At 30.3% G+C, this 19,232-nt stretch carries 19 protein-coding genes; 10 read left to right on the top strand and 9 right to left on the bottom strand.

The window, feature by feature from the left end; all coding sequences use genetic code 11:
• Positions 1-1,095 carry a Nif3-like dinuclear metal center hexameric protein gene (locus tag FDT66_RS11670; RefSeq protein WP_138536734.1) on the bottom strand — a complete coding sequence of 365 codons (1,095 nt, stop codon included), beginning with the start codon at positions 1,093-1,095 and terminating at the stop codon, positions 1-3.
• A 53-nt stretch (positions 1,096-1,148) separates the two neighbouring features.
• On the opposite strand from FDT66_RS11670, the gene lpxK reads away from it, so the two are divergent.
• Positions 1,149-2,174 carry a tetraacyldisaccharide 4'-kinase gene (gene lpxK / locus FDT66_RS11665; protein ID WP_138536732.1) on the top strand — a complete coding sequence of 342 codons (1,026 nt, stop codon included), beginning with the start codon at positions 1,149-1,151 and terminating at the stop codon, positions 2,172-2,174.
• Positions 2,175-2,191: 17 nt separating this feature from the next.
• Here lpxK and FDT66_RS11660 read toward each other — a convergent pair whose 3' ends face one another.
• The 4 genes from FDT66_RS11660 to FDT66_RS11645 are packed head-to-tail and all read right to left on the bottom strand — an operon-like array spanning position 2,192 to position 5,702.
• A complete protein-coding gene (locus FDT66_RS11660; RefSeq protein ID WP_138536730.1) occupies positions 2,192-3,088 on the bottom strand; it encodes a Ppx/GppA phosphatase family protein in 897 nt (298 codons plus the stop codon).
• A gap of 6 nt (positions 3,089-3,094) precedes the next feature.
• A complete protein-coding gene (locus tag FDT66_RS11655) occupies positions 3,095-3,583 on the bottom strand; it encodes a SixA phosphatase family protein (protein WP_138536728.1) in 489 nt (162 codons plus the stop codon).
• A 35-nt stretch (positions 3,584-3,618) separates the two neighbouring features.
• Positions 3,619-4,266, bottom strand: coding sequence for a pyridoxamine 5'-phosphate oxidase (gene pdxH / locus FDT66_RS11650; RefSeq protein ID WP_138536726.1), 648 nt, complete (start codon positions 4,264-4,266; stop codon positions 3,619-3,621).
• 2 nt (positions 4,267-4,268) lie between these two features.
• Entirely contained in the window at positions 4,269-5,702 is a 1,434-nt protein-coding gene (locus FDT66_RS11645) for a sodium:solute symporter (RefSeq protein WP_138536724.1), read from the bottom strand.
• Positions 5,703-5,802: 100 nt separating this feature from the next.
• Here FDT66_RS11645 and recR point away from each other — a divergent pair, with 100 nt between their 5' ends.
• Positions 5,803-6,420, top strand: a complete 618-nt coding sequence (gene recR / locus FDT66_RS11640; protein WP_138536722.1) for a recombination mediator RecR — start codon at positions 5,803-5,805, stop codon at positions 6,418-6,420.
• Here recR and FDT66_RS11635 read toward each other — a convergent pair.
• The 4 genes from FDT66_RS11635 to FDT66_RS11620 form a co-directional block, all read right to left on the bottom strand.
• Positions 6,417-7,013: a CopD family protein gene (locus FDT66_RS11635; RefSeq protein WP_138536720.1), complete on the bottom strand. Its 597-nt coding sequence runs from the start codon at positions 7,011-7,013 to the stop codon at positions 6,417-6,419. The two genes, recR and FDT66_RS11635, sit on opposite strands and share 4 nt — an antisense overlap.
• Positions 7,014-7,346: 333 nt before the next feature.
• On the bottom strand, positions 7,347-8,360 hold the full coding sequence (gene hemH, locus FDT66_RS11630; protein ID WP_138536718.1) for a ferrochelatase: 1,014 nt from the start codon (positions 8,358-8,360) through the stop codon (positions 7,347-7,349).
• A gap of 30 nt (positions 8,361-8,390) precedes the next feature.
• Entirely contained in the window at positions 8,391-8,903 is a 513-nt protein-coding gene (locus FDT66_RS11625) for a TrmH family RNA methyltransferase (protein WP_138536716.1), read from the bottom strand.
• 13 nt (positions 8,904-8,916) lie between these two features.
• On the bottom strand, positions 8,917-9,801 hold the full coding sequence (locus FDT66_RS11620) for a helix-turn-helix domain-containing protein (RefSeq protein ID WP_138536714.1): 885 nt from the start codon (positions 9,799-9,801) through the stop codon (positions 8,917-8,919).
• Positions 9,802-10,004: 203 nt separating this feature from the next.
• Between FDT66_RS11620 and hemA the strand changes: the two genes are divergently transcribed.
• The 8 genes from hemA to FDT66_RS11580 all read left to right on the top strand — a co-directional run bounded on the left by hemA (position 10,005) and on the right by FDT66_RS11580 (position 19,229).
• Positions 10,005-11,240, top strand: coding sequence for a glutamyl-tRNA reductase (gene hemA, locus FDT66_RS11615; protein ID WP_138536712.1), 1,236 nt, complete (start codon positions 10,005-10,007; stop codon positions 11,238-11,240).
• Between the two features lie 8 nt (positions 11,241-11,248).
• Complete coding sequence (gene hemC / locus FDT66_RS11610) at positions 11,249-12,844, top strand: hydroxymethylbilane synthase (RefSeq protein WP_138536710.1); 1,596 nt, start codon at positions 11,249-11,251, stop codon at positions 12,842-12,844.
• Positions 12,845-12,928: 84 nt separating this feature from the next.
• Complete coding sequence (hemB, locus tag FDT66_RS11605) at positions 12,929-13,891, top strand: porphobilinogen synthase (protein WP_138536708.1); 963 nt, start codon at positions 12,929-12,931, stop codon at positions 13,889-13,891.
• A gap of 63 nt (positions 13,892-13,954) precedes the next feature.
• Positions 13,955-15,247: a glutamate-1-semialdehyde 2,1-aminomutase gene (hemL, locus tag FDT66_RS11600; protein ID WP_138536706.1), complete on the top strand. Its 1,293-nt coding sequence runs from the start codon at positions 13,955-13,957 to the stop codon at positions 15,245-15,247.
• A 24-nt stretch (positions 15,248-15,271) separates the two neighbouring features.
• Positions 15,272-15,628, top strand: a complete 357-nt coding sequence (locus tag FDT66_RS11595; protein WP_138536704.1) for a four helix bundle protein — start codon at positions 15,272-15,274, stop codon at positions 15,626-15,628.
• Between the two features lie 44 nt (positions 15,629-15,672).
• Positions 15,673-16,701, top strand: a complete 1,029-nt coding sequence (gene hemE, locus FDT66_RS11590; RefSeq protein WP_138536703.1) for a uroporphyrinogen decarboxylase — start codon at positions 15,673-15,675, stop codon at positions 16,699-16,701.
• 109 nt (positions 16,702-16,810) lie between these two features.
• Positions 16,811-17,713 (top strand): oxygen-dependent coproporphyrinogen oxidase, encoded by a 903-nt coding sequence (hemF, locus tag FDT66_RS11585; protein ID WP_138536701.1) that lies wholly within the window; start codon positions 16,811-16,813, stop codon positions 17,711-17,713.
• 184 nt (positions 17,714-17,897) lie between these two features.
• Positions 17,898-19,229 carry a dihydrolipoamide acetyltransferase family protein gene (locus FDT66_RS11580; protein ID WP_138536699.1) on the top strand — a complete coding sequence of 444 codons (1,332 nt, stop codon included), beginning with the start codon at positions 17,898-17,900 and terminating at the stop codon, positions 19,227-19,229.
• The last annotated feature ends 3 nt before the right edge of the window (positions 19,230-19,232 follow it).

The raw sequence follows: 19,232 nt of genomic DNA, 5'->3' as shown, positions 1-19,232 counted from the left end.
TTATATGTAATAAATAGGATTTGTACTTTTTTCTGATAAAATGATTGCAAAATTAGTGAATTTTTTTGTAAGATAATCAACCAAAAGGTTTTTTGTAAACTGTTCGCTTTCATAATGACCAATATCTGCCAATAATATGCTGTTTTCTGCCTTAAAAAATTCGTGATATTTAAAGTCTGCACTTACATAAGCATCTGCACCAGCTTTTTTTGCATTGGAAATAGCAAAACTTCCAGAACCACCTAAAACGGCTACTTTTTTTATTTTTTTATCAATAAAGTTAGAGTGTCTTACACAATCTGTTTTCATTGTTTGCTTTAAAAACAGTAAAAAATCTTTTTCTTCCATTTCTGTTGGAAGCTCACCAATCATTCCCATTCCAATATTTTGATGTATGTTTTCTGTTTCAACAATTTCATACGCAACTTCTTCATAAGGATGATTTTCGTGCAAAGCTTTTAAAATAGTATTTTCATTTTTACTTTCAAAAATAATGCTAATTTGTGTTTCTTTTTCGGTATGTAATACACCTTTCTCACCAATTACTGGGTTTGAATTTTCATTGCCTCTATAGGTTCCATTGCCTTCTATATTGAAAGAACAATTATCGTAGTTACCAATATTTCCTGCACCAACTTTAAAAAGCGCTTCTCTTAAAGTAATTGCATTTTCTGTTGGAACGTAGGTTGTTAGCTTTTTTATAATTCCTTTTTTAGGAATTAAAATTTTATTGTTTGTAAGCCCTAAAACTTCACACATTTTTGCAGAAACTCCGTAGTTAGAATTGTCTAAAGCTGTATGTGTTGCGTAAATAGCAATATCATTTTTAATAGCTTTTAAAACAACATGTTCTACATAATTATTACCATTCAGTTTTTTAAGACCCCCAAAAATTATTGGATGAAAACTAACAATTAAGTTACAATTTTTTTCAATTGCTTCATCTACAGTTTCTTCTAAAGTGTCTAATGTTACTAAAACTCCAGAGATCTCCGAATCGTAGCTTCCTACTAACAAACCAACATTATCAAAATCTTCAGCATATTGTAAAGGAGCTAATTTTTCTAAATAATTTGTAACTTCTTTTATCTTCATTTGATTCATTTTTTCTAAAATCAAAGTTACCATTTTTATGTATTTTTACAGCAATGAAACTACTTAGATTTTTATTGTTTCCTTTTGCAGTTGTTTATGACTTGGTTACGAGAATTCGTAATTATTTTTTTGATGTCGGAATTTTTAAAGAAACTTCTTTTAAAATTCCAGTTATTGTAGTTGGTAATTTAAGTGTTGGTGGAACAGGAAAAACACCTCAAATTGAGTATTTGATACGGTTACTAAAAAACAATTTTAAAACGGCTGTTTTAAGTAGAGGTTACAAAAGAAAAACACAAGGTTTTGTAATGTTGAATAACACACATTCTGTAGAAGATGTTGGAGATGAGCCTTTACAATATTTTCAAAAATTTAATAATATTGATGTAGCAGTTGATGCTAATAGAGTAGCAGGAATTCGTACTTTGATTAAAGACAAAAAACCAGAGGTTATTTTATTAGACGATGCTTTTCAACATCGAAAAGTAAAAGGAAGTTTTTATATTTTACTTACAAAATATGACGATTTATTTTCAGATGATTTTTTGCTTCCAACAGGTAATTTAAGGGAAAGTAGTAGAGGTGCAGCTAGAGCAGATGTAATTGTGGTTACAAAATGTCCTCTTGATTTAAATGGTTTAGAAAAAGAAAAAATTAAAAAGAAGCTTCGTAAATATAAAAAGGAAGTTTTTTTTACTACGATTAAATATGCCAACACACTTTCAGGAAGTGCAACTATTACTGTGGAAGAATTAAAAGATTATGAAGTTTTATTAATAACTGGTATTGCAAACCCAAAACCGTTAAGAGCCTATTTAAAATTTTTAGGAATCCGTTTTCAACATTTAAAATTTAATGATCATCATGAATTTTCTAATCATGAAATTAGTGATATTAAAGAAAGGTTTGAAAAAATAACCTCACCAAAAAAAATAATATTAACTACCGAAAAGGATTATGTGCGTTTGGTAAATAAAATAGAAATACTTTCTTTTTTAGCTATTGAAACTTCTTTTTTAGAAGAGAAAGAAACACGATTTAATAACCTAATATTAAATCATATAAAGCAAAAAGGCTAATTTTTTTTAATGATAAATTATAGTTTGTTATAATACAAACTTTTTATAATTCCGTCAGAAAGTCCAATTTTAGGAACGTAAATTTTTCTAGCACCACTCCATTTCATGGCAGATAAATAAATTTTTGTTGCAGGAATAATAACATCTGCTCTATCAGGGTTTAAACTTAATTCAGAAATGCGATCTTCGTAAGACATGTTTTTTAAAAACTGATATTGAGCATTTAAATAAATAAAAGAAATTGGTTTGCCCTCAGTTCTACCAGACATTTTAAAAAGTTTATTAATATTACCTCCAGAACCAATAAGAGAAACTCTTTTTAAATCTTTCGTGTTCTTTTTAATCCACTTTTCTACGTTGGCAAATATTTCTTTGTTAACAGATTTTTTGTTGTTTAGTAAACGTACAGTTCCCATTTTAAAGGATTTTGAAGTTATTATTTTTCCTTTAGAAAATAATGTAAATTCTGTACTACCACCACCAACATCTACATATAAATAAGAGTTGTCACCTTGAATTAGTTGGTCTAAATCTGTTGATGAAATTATGGCAGCTTCTTCTTTACCACCAATAATATCTATTTCTACTTCAGTTTCTTTAAGTATTTGTGCAACAACTTCTTTACCATTAGTAGCTTCTCTCATGGCAGAAGTAGCACAAGCTTTATAGCGTTCTACTTTGTGTACTTTCATTAACAGTTTAAATGCATCCATTGCATTTATAATTCGAGTAATATTTTCATCACTAATTACACCACTCACAAAAGCATCAGCACCTAAACGAATTGGTACACGCACCAAAGAAGATTTTTTAAACTGAGGTTCTTTATCTTCGGAAACAATTACATTGGCAATTAATAATCTTATGGCGTTTGAACCGATATCTATTGCGCCGAATTTTTTTATTTCTAACAAAGTAATTTATTTATGGTTTTTAGGAAACTCTACCAAAATAGTTTTTCCTCGTCTAATGTTTTTCCAGTGTTTTTCTTGAAATTGAATTCCAATAACACCACAAGTTGTTACGTGAGCTAAAGGTTTGTCGCCAAATTCATTTACAAAGGTATTGATACCATGGTCGTGGCTAAAAATAATTGCTGAATTAAAACCATCGTCTAAAGCGTTTACGGTTTTTACCAAATAACCATCACTAAAACTATATAATTGTCTTTTTATTTGAAGATTTGCATGTGGAAAACCAAAGTTTTCACAAAAAATTACAGCTGTATGCAATGCTCTGTTAGCACTACTTGTAATAAAAGTGTCTGGTTTTTCTATTTCTTTGGTTAGAATTTTAGACATTAAATGCGCATCTTTAATACCTCTTTTTTTCAGAGGTCTATCAATATCAGCAATTCCTTTGTATGACCAAGAGGACTTTGCGTGTCTAACAATATATAATGTTTTCATTTATAGTTTAATTGTTGAAGCGTAAATATAAAAATTTATGGTGCCAATCTTTCTAATTTCCAAGAAAAATCTTTTTGTAAAGAATATCTAATTCTATCATGCATTCTATTTGGTCTCCCTTGCCAAAATTCTATAGATATTGGTTTTACTAAATAGCCACCCCAATGTTTTGGTCTTGGTATTTCATTGTTTTCAAATTTTTTCTCAAAGTTTTTTAAAGTAGCATCTAATTCGTCTCTAGAAGCTACAACATTACTTTGGTTTGAAGCCCAAGCACCTAATTTACTTCCATCTGGTCTTGATTCAAAATAACCATCAGATAAGTTTTCTGCTAGTTTTTCAGCTTTTCCTTTTATGATGATTTGTTGTTCTAAAACTGGCCAAAAGAAAGACAAGCAAATGTTGTTATTATCAGCAATCGCTTTTCCTTTTTCGGAAGTATAATTTGTATAAAAAATAAAGCCTTCCCAAGTAAATTTTTTCAATAAAACAACTCTACTTTTCGGAAAACCATCTTTACCAATAGTAGCAACTGTCATAGCATTGGTTTCTTCTACAGCATCAGATTCATCTGCATTTCTAAACCAAGTTTGAAACAGTTCCATTGGGTTTTCTGGACAATTACTTTCTAATAACTCTTGTTTTTCGTAGGATTTACGATAGTTGCTTAAATCTTTTGGCATTTTTATTTTCTTTTAAACAAATATAAACCCAAAAAAGTTAAAAACCCATTGAGAACCAAAACAAAAAACCCGAAATCAAATTGTAAAAATTTTAAACTGTGATAACTTATTATAAAAGTTAGCACTGGAGCAACTAAGCAAATTGCAGGCACCATTTTGTCTTTTACGTTTAGCTTTGTGAACAAACCAAAAGCATACAACCCCAATAATGGCCCATATGTGTAACCTGCAGCTTTAAAAATATTGGCAATTACACTTTCATCTGCAATAAAATACTTAAATATTAAAATAATGAGTACTAAAAGCACAGAAAATACAATGTGTGTTTTTTTTCTAATTTTTTCTTGAGCTTTTTTATCTTGTTTTTTATCAATTTCTAAAATATCAATACTAAATGATGTTGTTAAAGAAGTTAAAGCTGAATCTGCACTTGAATATGCAGCAGCAATTAATCCTAATAGAAAAAATAGTGCAGTTGCCAAACCTAGTGTTCCTTTTGTGGCTATGATTGGAAAAAGCTCATCTTTATGAGCATCTATGCCGTTTTTTTGTGCGTAATCTGTTAATAAAACTCCTAACGCTAAAAAGAAAAAGTTTACAATCACCAAAACTATTGTAAACCAAAACATGTTTTTTTGTGCATCTTTTAGGTTTCTACAAGTTAAGTTTTTTTGCATCATGTCTTGATCTAAACCTGTCATAACAACAGCAATAAAAGCTCCAGAAAGAAACTGTTTCCAAAAATAATTAGCTTTACTTACATCTTCAAAAAAGAAAGTTTTAGAAAGTTCACTATCTGCAACATAAGAGAAAATATTGCTAATTTCCATTTCATTAGAAATCGTGTAAATACAAACACCAACTGCAATTAACATGAATAGGGTTTGTAAGGTATCTGTCCAAACAATGGTTTTAATTCCTCCTTTAAATGTATAAAGCCAAATTAATAAAATGGTAATGGAAACTGTAACCCAAAAAGGTACACCATAAGCGTCAAATAAAATTACTTGTAAAACATTTGCAACTAAAAACAACCTAAAAGCAGCACCAATAGTTCTGGAAAGTAAGAAAAAACTAGCTCCAGTTTTGTATGAATATCTACCAAACCTATCTTCTAAATAAGTGTAAATCGAAGTTAAATTTAACTTGTAATAAAGAGGTAATAAAACCAAGCCAATTACAGCATAACCAACTACATAACCCAAAACCATTTGAAAATAGCTCATGTTTTGTGCTTCTACCCAACCTGGAACTGAAATAAATGTTACTCCAGAAAGTGAAGCTCCAATCATACCAAAAGCTACCAAATACCAAGGAGAGGAATTGTTTGCTTTAAAAAATGTTTTGTTATTGGCAGATTTTCCTGTTACATAAGAAATAAAAATAAGTACAGAAAAATAAGCTATTATTAAAAGGATAATATGAAGTGGTTGCATTGAATCAATTTTAATTTTTGATGTACGAATATATGTTTTTTAGCAGTCTTTTTTCTTTTTTATTGATTCTTTTCTTTTTTATGAGTTAAATTTGCAAACTATGGATTTTTCATCAAAATTATTAGAAAACGCCGTAAATGAAGTATCACGTTTACCAGGAATTGGTAAACGAACTGCATTACGTTTGGTTTTACATTTGTTAAAACAACCTACAGAGAATACTAAGTATTTATCAGAAGCCTTATTGCATTTAAGAAATGATGTAAAAACGTGTGAAAAATGTCATAACATTTCAGATACTGTTTTGTGCGATATTTGTCAAAACCCAAAAAGAAATGCTGAAATTGTTTGTGTGGTTGAAGACATTCGTGATGTAATGGCAATTGAAAGTACGTCTCAATTTAAAGGATTGTATCATGTTTTAGGTGGAAAAATTTCTCCTATTGAAGGAATTGGTCCACAAAATTTACAAATTGATTCTTTAATACACAAAGTTGAAAAGGGAGAAATTAAAGAATTGATTTTTGCCCTAAGTTCAACAATGGAAGGAGATACAACAAATTTTTATATATTTAAACAAATAGAAAAATTTGATATCACAACATCAACCATTGCACGCGGAATTTCTGTAGGTGATGAATTGGAATATGCAGATGAAGTTACTTTAGGAAGAAGTATTGTAAATAGAATTCCTTTTGAGCAGAGTATTAGAGGTTAAATTTCTGAATTTTTTGTTTCATCACTTTCTAAAACCTCTTTTTCAGCTTTGTCCCAAGATTTTTTTTCTCTAATTTTCTTGTAAACTTTAATTCCTAACATCATTAAAATACCAAAAAGAATAATTCCAACAACTCCCCAAATCCAATTGATAGCACTTTTAACGGTTACTAAAAAAACGACTGCAAAAAGTATAATGGTGGAAACTTCATTAAAAATACGCAATCTAAATGCGGAATATTTATAAATATCTCTTTGAAGTTTGCTATATATGTTTTGACAAAATCCGTGATAAAAGTATAGTGCTAAAACAAACGCTAGTTTTACCAACATCCAAGATTCTGATAAGTAATAAGGATTTTGATACAACATCCAAAAAGCAAAAATACTTGCTAAAATTGCTGATGGCCATGTAATAATGTACCACAAGCGTTTTGCCATTAATTTGTATTGCGTTTGTAAAATGCTTTTTGCGGGTTCTAATTTATTTTCTGCTTCTGTTTGATAAATAAATAAACGCGGAATGTAAAATAACCCAGCAAACCAAGTAACTACAAAGATGATGTGTAGTGCTTTTACGTATAGAAAGTCCATAATTTATAATTTTAGTTTCAAAGTTTCAAAGTTGTTCTCGATACAATTTCGATGAAAAATCGAAATCACTCGAACTGAACAGCGTGCAAACTGCGACAGCCAACTGCAGACTGAGACTTCGACAAGCTCAGCCTGACATTTGTTATATTAATTGTGTTTAGATCTTGATAATCAAATTTAATATTCTAAAGTTGAAAACTGCGACTTCAACTGAAAGTTGCTAATATTTCTCGTAAATTGGTAAAAACGTAAAGTTTTTAATTTTTTTACAGCAACTGCAACTGCAACTGCTACTGCTACTGAAAACTCCAACTGCCAACTGAATACAACCTACTAATCTTTCCATTCATTTATCCACGAAACCATTACATCTACCCAATCGTCATTGTCGTTCATACAAGGAATATGTTTGTAATGGGTTCCTCCAGCAAGTAAAAATTCTTCTTTTCCTTCCATCGCAATTTCTTCTAAAGTTTCTAAACAATCTGCTACAAAAGCAGGTGTAATTACAGCTACTTTTTTCTTACCCATTTCTGGAAATTTCTCCAGCTCAAAATCTGTGTAAGGTTTTAGCCAAGGATCTTTTAATAAACGAGACTGAAAGGAGTTGCTCCAAGTGCCTTCTTTTAAATTTAAGTATTTTACAATTCCTTTTGTGGTTTCAAAGCATTGATGCCTATAACAAGTGTGATGAGCAACTGAATTGCGTTCACAACAACTACCATCTAATTTACAGTGGCTATTAGTTGGATCAGATTTTTTAATATGACGTTCTGGAATTCCGTGATAAGAAAATAAGATATGGTCATAATCGAAACCTTTTAAATGATTGGCAATGTTATCGCTCATTACTTTAATATAATCTGGTTCATTGTAAAAAGGAGGTAAAACATCTAATTTTACATGAGGATATTTTTCTGCTAAAATTTCTTCTGCTTTTACAACCACAGTTTCGTAAGAAGACATTGCGTAATGAGGATATAAAGGCACTAACATAATTTCTGTAACACCTTTATCAATTAAATTTTTGATTCCTTTTTCCATAGACATGGAGCCATAACGCATTGCCAATTCTACAGGAATATCTATTTTTTGTTTTATCTTTTCAGTAAAACGTTCTGAGATTACAACTAAAGGAGAACCCTCATCCCACCAGATTTTTTTATAAGCTGCAGCAGATTTTTTAGGACGAAAATTTAAAATAATTCCCTTTATTAAAACGTAACGTTTCCAATAAGGAATGTCAATAACACGTTCGTCCATTAAAAATTCGTCTAAATATGTTTTTACGTCTTTTATTTCAGTTGAATCTGGTGATCCTAAATTGTTTAATAATATTCCTTTCATTTTTATGCTGAATTTATTTCAGTAATTTTTTTAATTATTGTTGCTCTTTAATTGATTCGTAACTTCATATAAAGTAATTGCCAAACTATGTATAACGTTCATACTCGAATTCCTGCCATACATTGGTATTGAAACTGTGTAATCTACTAAATTTACATTTTCAATTCCATTTCTTTCACTACCTAAAAGTAATACGATTTTTTCGTGATTTTTAAATTTAAAATCTTGAATATTGATGCTTTTATCAGTAATTTCTATACCTACAATTGCATTGCCTTCTTTTTTTAATTGATGTATTAAATCATCAAAATTAGTATAAAAATTATGTGCAACTTGTTGAATCGTATTTCTAGCAGTATTTATAACTTTTCTGTTTTCTACAGAAGGGGAATTTTTATGAAAATAAATTTTTTTTATCCCAAAGCTTTCAGAAATACGAAAGCACATACCAATATTTTCTGGTGTTCTAATAGCATCACAAACAATAGTAATTGGAAATTTTTGTTGTGAATTTTCGATGTCGTAATGTGTTAGTTGTTTCAAAATTTCTTTTCTTTTAACTATTCAAACTCATTACATATTTTTTTGGTGTTGTTCCAAACTTCTTTTTAAAAGCAGCTATAAAATGACTTGCAGTACTATAACCAACTTGTACACCTACTTCATTTACATTGTACTGATTGCTTTCTAGTAGTTTACGAGCATGTTCCATTTTGTAATCAAATAAAAAACTGTACACAGTATCACCATAAATTTGTTTAAAACCTTCTTTTAGTTTTTTTAAATTCAAGCCAATTTCTGTAGCCAATTCTTGCAAACTTGGAGGTTCTGCCATTCTTGAAATAATAATATCTTTCGCTTTTCTAATTTTTAAAACATTTTGTTCGTCAACTAAAAACGGACAATATTCTGCGCCTGTATTTTCTTCTTTTTGAAAATGTAAACTCAACAACTCATATATTTTACCTTTTACATACAATTCACGAATAGAACTATTAATATTAGAGTTGATAATTTGTTGTAAAACAATTGCAACAGTTGGCTTTATTTCTGTATCATCATAAAATTTCCGATTGCTATTTTCGTTGCTTAAAAAAGGAATATAACCAGAGTCTTTAGAGAATAAAGAGTGGAATTTTTCAATAGAAATTAACACGGAAACCAAGGTTGTTTTTGGTTGAATTTCTAAATTAATTGGCAATGTTCTTTGCGGATTGTAAAGTAATATAGATCTATTGTCAAAAACATTAAAAGTATAAGAACCATTATTGAACAAGAATTTAGAGTCGCCTCTTAAACAAAAATGCATTTGAATGAAAGTACTGTCAATTTCCCTCTCAAAACTAACAACTTTTTTGCTTTCATTCTGAAAATGAAGTACATAAAAACCTTTTTCTAAGTTTATTTCATCAAAAGAACTTTCTCCGACATTTTTAAACATAAATTCTTATAAATTTATTTTCTTTTTATTTAGAATCATTCTATATAAAAAATAATTAAAACCTTAATAACACTACAAAAATAACGATTTTTAGGTTTCTTTCTATTAAAAAGTATTTAAAAAACACACATCGTTATTTAAAGTACTTTTAGCGATACTTTTTTATGTGCTAAGTTTTTACTTTTGCTTCATCTTTAGAATTTATGAAAGAATTAGGGCAAGAGCACTTTTACAATATTGGTGTAAGTTATAAAAAAGCAGACGCAGAAACGCGTGGTAAGTTTTCTGTATCTAAAGAAAACCAAATAGCACTTTTAAAATCTGCAAAATTAAAAGGAGTTTCTGGCGTTTTTATAATTTCAACATGTAACAGAACAGAAATTTTTGGTTTTGCAAATAGGCCTTGTTTATTAATTGAGCTATTATGTGAATTTTCTGAAGGTACTTCAAAAGAGTTTGCTGAAATTTCAAATGTATTTCAAGACCAACAAGCTATCAGTCATTTATACAGAATTGGTACAGGTTTAGATAGTCAAATTTTAGGTGACTATGAAATTGTAGGTCAATTAAGGCAATCTTTCAAGTTATCAAAAAAATTAAAAACTACAAATGCGTATATAGAGCGTTTGGTAAATAGTGTTTTACAGGCAAGTAAAAAAGTAAAAAACAGTACAAAATTAAGCTCTGGAACGACTTCTGTTTCTTATGCAGCTGTTCAATATATTATTAAAAACGTACCCAATTACAATACTAAAAATATTTTAGTGTTTGGTTTAGGTAAAATGGGAAAACATACTTGCAAAAATTTAGCAGAATATACGAAAAACAAGCAAGTTTGTTTAGTTAATAGAACTGAAGAAAAAGCAACCGAGTTTGTTAAAGAACATAAATCTATAAGAAAATCTGTGATAGAAAACTTATCTGAAGAGGTAGCAAATGCAGATATTTTAATTGTTTCCACAGGCGCAGAAAAACCAACAATTACTAAAAACCATCTATCAGAAAATAAAGAGATTTTAATTTTAGATTTATCAATGCCAGAAAATGTGGCACATGATGTACAAGACTTTAATAATGTATCTTTAGTAAATGTTGATGAATTATCGAAAATCACACACGAAACGTTAGCTGTTCGTTTAGCAGAAGTACCTCTTGCAGAAAAAATTATAGAAATTCATAAAGCAGAATTTAACGATTGGTTAAATCACAGAAGATTTACACCAGCTATTGCTGCACTTAAAAGTTCTTTAGAAAATATAAAGAATGATGAAATTAATTTTCAGAAAAAGAAAATATCTAATTTTGATGAAGATCAAGCAGAAATTTTAACTTCACGATTAATTCAAAAAATTACGACACAATTTGTAAAACATTTAAAAGATGAAAACACTTCAGTTTCAGAAAGTATAGATGTTATTCAAAAAGTGTTTCAATCATAACCAAAAACATGCAAAAAATAATAAGAATAGGAACTCGCGACAGCCAATTAGCGCTTTGGCAAGCTAATAAAGTACGCAAAGAATTAACAGAATTGGGCTACGAATCTGTAATTGTTCCTATAAAATCTATGGGTGATATTGTTTTAGATAAACCTTTGTATGAATTGGGTATTACAGGTGTTTTTACCAAAAACTTAGATATTGCAATGTTAAATGGCGATATTGATATTGCAGTTCACTCCTTAAAAGATGTGCCAACTTCTTTACCAAAAGGAATTGTACAAGCAGCAGTTTTAAAAAGAGGAAATTACAACGATATTTTAGTTTTAAAAGATACAGAAGAATTTTTCGGACAACCAAATGGTATTATTGCTACAGGAAGTTTACGAAGAAAAGCAATGTGGTTAAATCGTTATCCAACTCACAAAGTTGAAGATTTAAGAGGAAATGTAAATACACGCTTAAAAAAATTAGAAGACAGCGAAACTTGGAACGGAGCAATTTTTGCAGCAGCAGGTTTAGAGCGTTTAAAAATAAGACCAACAACATCTGTGGATTTATCTTGGATGATTTCTGCACCAGGACAAGGTACAGTTATGATTGCTGCCTTAGAAAAAGACGATTATGTTTTAGACGCTTGCGAACAATTAAATCATCACGAAACAAAAGTTTGTGTTGGTATTGAGCGTGAATTTTTAAGATTATTAGAAGGTGGTTGTACAGCACCAATTGGAGCTTTGGCTTATGTTGATGCAAAAACCGAAGAAATAAATTTTAAAGGTGTTTTATTAAAAAAAGATGGTTCAAAAAAATTAACGGTTAACAAAACTGCAAAATTAGGAAGCCACAAATATTTAGCAAAAGATTGTGCAGATTATATAATCAATAGAGGAGGAAAAGAGCTAATTCTTGAAGATATTGAAGGAGAATCTCCAATAAAACATAAAATATACTCTACAAAGAAATTGTCAGAAATTCAAAAGAAAATTTTATCAAACTCAATTGGAGTTGAAGACAGCGATTTTATAAAAATTCGTTTTAATAGAATTCCAGCAAAAGTGATGAAAGATTCTCATGAGAATGTTGTAATTACAAGTCAAAATGGAGTAGAGGCTATTTTAAATTCTTTTACAAAAGATGAAATAAATTTTAAGAATATATTTTGTGTTGGTAGAAGAACCAAAAAATTAATTGAAAATAGAATAGGCAAAGTTAAGTATGTAGCAAAAAACGCAAAAAAATTAGCTGAATATCTATCAAAAGAATTAGAAAGTAAAGAAGTAACCTATTTCTGTAGTGATGTAAGATTAGATATTTTACCAGCATATTTAAAAATGAATGATATTACTGTAAATGAAGTAGAAGCTTACAAAACAATGTTGAGTTCTGTAAAAATAGATGATGATATTTCAGGAGTTTTGTTTTACAGTCCTTCAGGAATTCAGAGTTATCTCAAAGAAAACAATACTGATAAAATTGCCTTTTGTATTGGTGAAACTACAGCAAAAGAAGCAAGAAAACATTTTGAAGAAGTACAGGTTGCCAACATGCCAGATGTGGAAAGTTTACTAAAATTAGTAAACTCACATTTTACAGCAAATTAAATATTTTACAAAATCTTTTTAAATAAAGTTAAATTAGTTGATTTGATTTTTTATGGCATTTGAAAAGATATTAAATTATAGTAAATGTTCAGAACTCGTAGATTAAGAAAGTCAGAAGGCATTAGAAGATTGGTTAGAGAAACCAAATTATCTGTAGATGATTTTGTATATCCACTTTTTATAGAAGAGGGAGAAAATATTAAAACAGAAATTGTTTCGATGCCTGGGATTCATCGTTTTTCTTTGGATAGAATTTCTGAAGAATTAGATGAGGTTGTAGCGTTAGATATTCCTGCAGTTTTGTTATTTGGTATTCCATCAAATAAAGACGATGAAGGCACAGAAACTTGGAATGATAATGGAATTATGCAACAAGCCATTCGTTTTATTAAAAAGAATTATCCAAGTTTATATGTGATTACAGATGTGTGTTTTTGCGAATACACTTCACATGGTCATTGTGGAATTATTCATGATAATGATGTAGATAATGATGCAACTTTAGTCAATATTGCAAAGCAAGTTATTTCTCACGCAAAAGCAGGTGTAGATATGGTTGCGCCTTCAGGAATGATGGATGGCACTATAGATATGATTCGTCAATCTTTAGATAATTCAGGTTTTCCAAACTTGCCAATCATGGCATATTCTGTAAAATATGCTTCTGCTTTTTATGGACCTTTTAGAGATGCAGCAGATTCTGCACCCACTTTTGGTGATAGAAGAACCTATCAAATGGATCCGTCAAACAGAGATGAAGGAATGCGTGAAGCAACTTTCGACGATCAAGAAGGAGCAGATATTTTGATGGTAAAACCAGCTTTATCATATTTAGATATTATTAGAGATTTAAAAAATAATTTTGACAGACCAATTGCATGTTATAACGTAAGTGGCGAATATGCAATGGTAAAAGCAGCTGCCCAAAAAGGATGGATTGATGGCGAAAAAGTTATGATGGAAAGTTTACTGTCTATGAAAAGAGCAGGAGCAGATATTATTATTACGTATTTTGCTAAAGAAGCTGCTAAAATTTTAAATAAATAGCATTTAGCATTTCGCTGTTAGCAATTTGCTAATGGCTAAAAGCTAATTGCAAAAAGCTATAAAATGAAATTCAAAAAATCAGAAAAATTATATAAAAAAGGATTAACACATTTAGTTGGTGCTGTAAATTCACCTGTTAGAGCATTTTCTTCTGTAGGTGGAAATCCGTTGTTTATCAAAAAAGCAAAAGGCAGTAAAATTGTTGATGTTGATGGAAATGAATATGTAGATTTAGTAGGTTCTTATGGACCAATGATTTTAGGCCATCGTCATAAAAAAGTAGAAAAAGCAGCCAAAAAAGCTCTGAAAAAAGGTTATTCTTTTGGAGCATCAACTGAAGCTGAAATAAAATTAGCAAAAATTGTTTGTGATGCTTTTCCTGAAATGGACAAAGTACGTTTTGTAAACTCTGGTACAGAAGCTGTGTTAAGTGCAGTTCGTTTAGCGAGAGCATTTACAGGAAAAGACAAAATTATAAAATTTTCTGGTTGTTATCATGGGCATCAAGATTCATTATTGGTTGCAGCTGGTTCTGGTTTAGCGACTTTAAGTTTACCAGGTTCTAAGGGAGTTCCAAAAGGAGCTGTAAAAAATACCTTAATTGCAGAGTACAATAATTTAGAAAGTGTAAAAAAACACTTCGAAAATCATGATGATATTGCAGGTGTAATTATCGAGCCAATTTGCGGAAATATGGGAGTTGCCATTCCTCAAAATGAATTTTTAATAGAATTGAAAAAATACCTAAAATCTAAAAATGCGTTATTAATTGCAGATGAAGTAATGACAGGTTTCCGTTCCAAATTTGGAGGTGCACAAGAATTATTAGGAGTTGCTGCAGATATTACCTGTTTAGGAAAAGTAATTGGTGGTGGTTTTCCTGTTGGAGCTTATGGTGCAAGAAACGAAATCATGGAGCAAGTAGCGCCTTTAGGAGGAATGTATCAAGCAGGAACATTAAGTGGAAATCCAATTGCGATGGCTGGAGGAATTTCAACCTTAACAGAATTGAAAAAGCAAAATCCGTATGATAAATTTGAAGAAATAGGAAGTATAATAGAAGTTATCTTACTAGAAACAGCAAAAAAATACAATGTTGATTTAGTAGTAAATCGTTTTGGCTCAATGTTAAATCCGTTTTTCACAAAAACCAAAGTCACTAATTTTGAAGAAGCTCAAACTTCAGACACTAAAAAGTTTGCAGTATTCTTTTGGGAAATGATTAAAAATGGTGTGTTTTTACCTCCAAGCCAATTTGAAGCCTGGTTTTTAAACTCAGCAATTTCAGACAAGGACATTCAAGTAATTGCAAATGCAACAGACAAAGCAATGCGTAAAGTTGCTGATAGCTTTTAGCCGTTTGCTTTTAGAAAAAGAACTATGAGAGATTTTAGAAAATTGAAGATTTGGGAACAAGGAATTGTTATTGTAAAAGAAATTTATAAAATATCTCAAAAATTACCTTCTGATGAAAAATTTGGATTAAAAAGTCAAATTACTAGAGCAGCTGTTTCAGTTCCATCAAATATAGCAGAAGGTTCAAGTAGAAATAGTGAAGTTGAGTTTAAGCGATTTTTAGAAATTGCTATGGGGTCGCTTTTCGAATTAGAAACACAGTTAATTATTATCGAGCAATTAAATTTAATAAAATCAGAAGATTTAAAATCAATTTTTGAACTGATTGCAACAGAAGGTAAAATGATTAATGGTTTAATAAGTACAATAAAAAATAACTAGAAGCCAAAGCCAAGAGCTAAAAGCCAATAGCCAAAAGCTATAACATGATTAAAAACGATTTATTTTTAAGAGCATTAAAAGGAGAAACTGTAGATAGACCTCCAGTTTGGATGATGCGTCAAGCAGGACGTTATTTACCAGAGTTTATGGAAATCAAAAAGAAATACGATTTCTTTACACGTTGCCAAACTCCAGAATTAGCATCAGAAATTACGGTGCAACCTATCAGAAGATATGGTATGGATGCAGCCATCTTATTTTCAGATATTTTGGTAATTCCACAAGCAATGAATATTGAGGTGGAAATGAAACCTAATTTCGGTCCTTATCTGCCAAATCCAATTCGCACACAAAAAGATTTGAATAACGTAATTATTCCAGATATTCAAGAATCTTTAGGATATGTAATGGACGCTATAAAAGTCACCAAAGAAAAACTGAATAATGAAATTCCATTAATTGGTTTTGCGGGTTCACCATGGACAATTTTATGTTACTGTGTGCAAGGTCAAGGTTCTAAAAACTTTGATAAAGCCAAAGAATTATGTTTTACAAATCCTATTGTAGCGCACAGTTTATTGCAAAAAATCACAGACACAACCATTGCCTATTTAAAAGCAAAAGTTAAAGCAGGTGTAGATGCTGTTCAGGTTTTCGATTCTTGGGGAGGCATGTTGTCGCCAGTAGATTATCAAGAATTTTCTTGGCAGTATATGCAGCAAATTATTGATGCTTTAAAAGACGAAACACCAGTAATTGCATTTGGTAAAGGATGTTGGTTTGCCTTAAACGAAATGTCTAAATCTGGAGCTTCTGCTTTAGGTGTAGATTGGACGTGTTCTGCTAGAAATGCGCGTTATTTATCAGGAGGAAACATTACATTGCAAGGTAATTTTGATCCTACAAGATTATTTTCTCCGCCAGCAGAAATCAAAAAAATGGTCACTCAAATGATTAATGAGTTTGGAAAAGACAAATACATTGTGAATTTAGGTCACGGAATTTTACCAAACATTCCATTAGACAATGCTAAAGCATTTATTGATGCTGTAAAAGAATATAAAGCAAACTAAAAAGAGAATATTTTGGGCGTTCCCAAAGGTCGCGCTTTTCAATATATCCCTGAAACAAGTTCAGGGATGTCATTTCAATCGCTAACGCACTTGTTTATCAACTTAAGTTATGAAAGAAAAATTTTTCGCTTACATAGAAAATCTTCAAGATAAAATTACTTCAAAATTAGAAGCAATAGATGGTAAAGCAACCTTTCAAGAAGATAATTGGAAAAGAGCAGAAGGTGGTGGAGGTAGAACTCGTGTAATAGAAAATGGTGTAGTTTTCGAAAAAGGAGGCGTAAATATTTCTAAAGTTTTTGGTGATTTGCCAGAAGCTTTGAGAAAACAATTTGGCGTACAAGAAGGTAATTTCTTCGCTTGTGGATTAAGTTTGGTGTTACACCCAAAAAATCCCTTTGTACCAACAGTACATGCAAACTGGCGCTATTTTGAAATGTATGATGATTCTGGAAAAATAGTTACGCAATGGTTTGGTGGAGGTCAAGATTTAACACCTTATTACCTGTTTGATGAAGATGCAATACATTTTCATTCGGTTTGTAAAAATGCATGTGATAAATACCATCTAGGATTTTACCCAAAATTTAAAGAAACTTGTGACAAGTATTTTTGGAACTCTCACAGAAACGAAGCACGCGGAATTGGAGGTTTGTTTTTCGATTACTTAAAAGAAACTGATGAATTTTCTATGGAAGACAGGTTCAATTTTGTAACAGAAATTGGTAATAGTTTTTTAGAAAGTTACGTGCCAATTGTTGAAAATAGAAAAGAACTTCCGTTTACAAAAGCACATAAGGATTGGCAAGAAGTGAGAAGAGGAAGATATGTGGAGTTTAATTTAGTTCACGATAGAGGAACGCTTTTTGGCTTAAAAACAAACGGAAGAATAGAAAGCATTTTAATGAGTTTACCACCAATTGTTCAGTGGAAATACAATCATCATCCTGATGAGAATTCTGAAGAAGAACGGCTTTTAAAAACTTTAGCAACTCCTAAACAATGGATTTAATATTTATTGAATTATTTTCAATAAGTATGGTTAAAAAATCAATAAAAATAAATTAAATTCATTTATTGTGTTTAATTTTATGAATTAGTTAATTTTATTTTTTTATTCATTAGTTTTTCATTTTTAATTTTTATTAAAATTTAAACCTTTTTTAGTATTTTTGCAACCGTTAAAATCAACATAAATGGCAAGATTCGAATTAAAGTTACCAAAAATGGGAGAAAGTGTTGCAGAAGCAACCATTACTTCTTGGTTAAAAGAAGTAGGTGATACTGTAGAGTTAGATGAAGCTATTGTAGAAATTGCTACAGATAAAGTAGATTCTGAAGTACCTTCAGAAGTAGAAGGAACAGTAATTGAAATTTTATATGAAAAAGATGATGTTGTTGCAGTTGGTGCAACAATTGCTGTAATAGAAACCGAAGGTGATAACGAAGAGGTTGTTGCTACACCAACAACAAAAGAAGCGCCAAAACAATCAGCACCTAAAGAAGTTTCTGATGTAGAAAAAACAATAGAAAAAGCAACAGAAATAGTTGCAACCCCAGTAACCAAAACATCAGATTCTGGAAAGTTTTATTCGCCATTAGTTAGAAATATTGCCCAAACAGAAAATGTTTCAATGGAAGAACTTGAAACTATTGCTGGTTCAGGTAAAGATGGTAGAGTTACAAAAGAAGATATTTTATCTTTCATAGAAAGTAGATCTGCTGCACCAGAAAAAGTTTCAGCACCAAAACAAGAAGCTAAGGTTGAAAAAACAGCTCAAAAAGAAGCTCAAAAATCAGCTCCTGTTTCTGTAAATGGAGGTGATGAGATTATAGAAATGAGCAGAATGGGTAAATTGATTGCTAAACACATGGTAGATTCTGTTCAGACTTCTGCTCATGTACAATCATTTATTGAAATTGATGTAACAAATATTGTAAAATGGAGAGAAAAAGTAAAAGATGCTTTTCTAAAAAGAGAAGGCGAAAAACTAACATTTACTCCAATTTTAATGCAAGCAATTGCATCAACCATTAAAAAATATCCTTTAATTAATATTGCTTTAGATGGCGATAATATCATTAAAAAGAAAAATATAAATTTAGGTATGGCAGCTGCTTTACCAGATGGAAACTTAATTGTACCTGTAATTAAAAATGCAGATCAATTAAACTTGGTTGGTATGACAAAAGCCGTGAACGATTTAGCAAATAGAGCAAGAAAAAATGCTTTAAAACCAGATGAAATTCAAGGTGGTACGTACACAGTAACCAATGTTGGTAGTTTTGGTTCTGTAATGGGAACTCCAATTATTAATCAGCCACAAGTAGCCATTTTAGCTTTAGGAGCTATTAGAAAAGTACCTGCAGTAATAGAAACTCCTGATGGAGATTTTATAGGAATAAGACAAAAAATGTTTGTTTCACATTCTTATGACCATAGAGTTGTAAATGGAGCTTTAGGAGGTATGTTTATTAAAACACTAAAAGAAATATTAGAATCTTGGGATTTGAGTCAAGATTTTTAGTTT

Source organism: Polaribacter aestuariivivens (genome assembly GCF_005885675.1).
GTDB lineage: Bacteria > Bacteroidota > Bacteroidia > Flavobacteriales > Flavobacteriaceae > Polaribacter > Polaribacter aestuariivivens.
The sequence above is the reverse complement of the archived record's forward strand: the minus strand, read 5'-3'. Positions and strand labels throughout refer to the sequence as shown.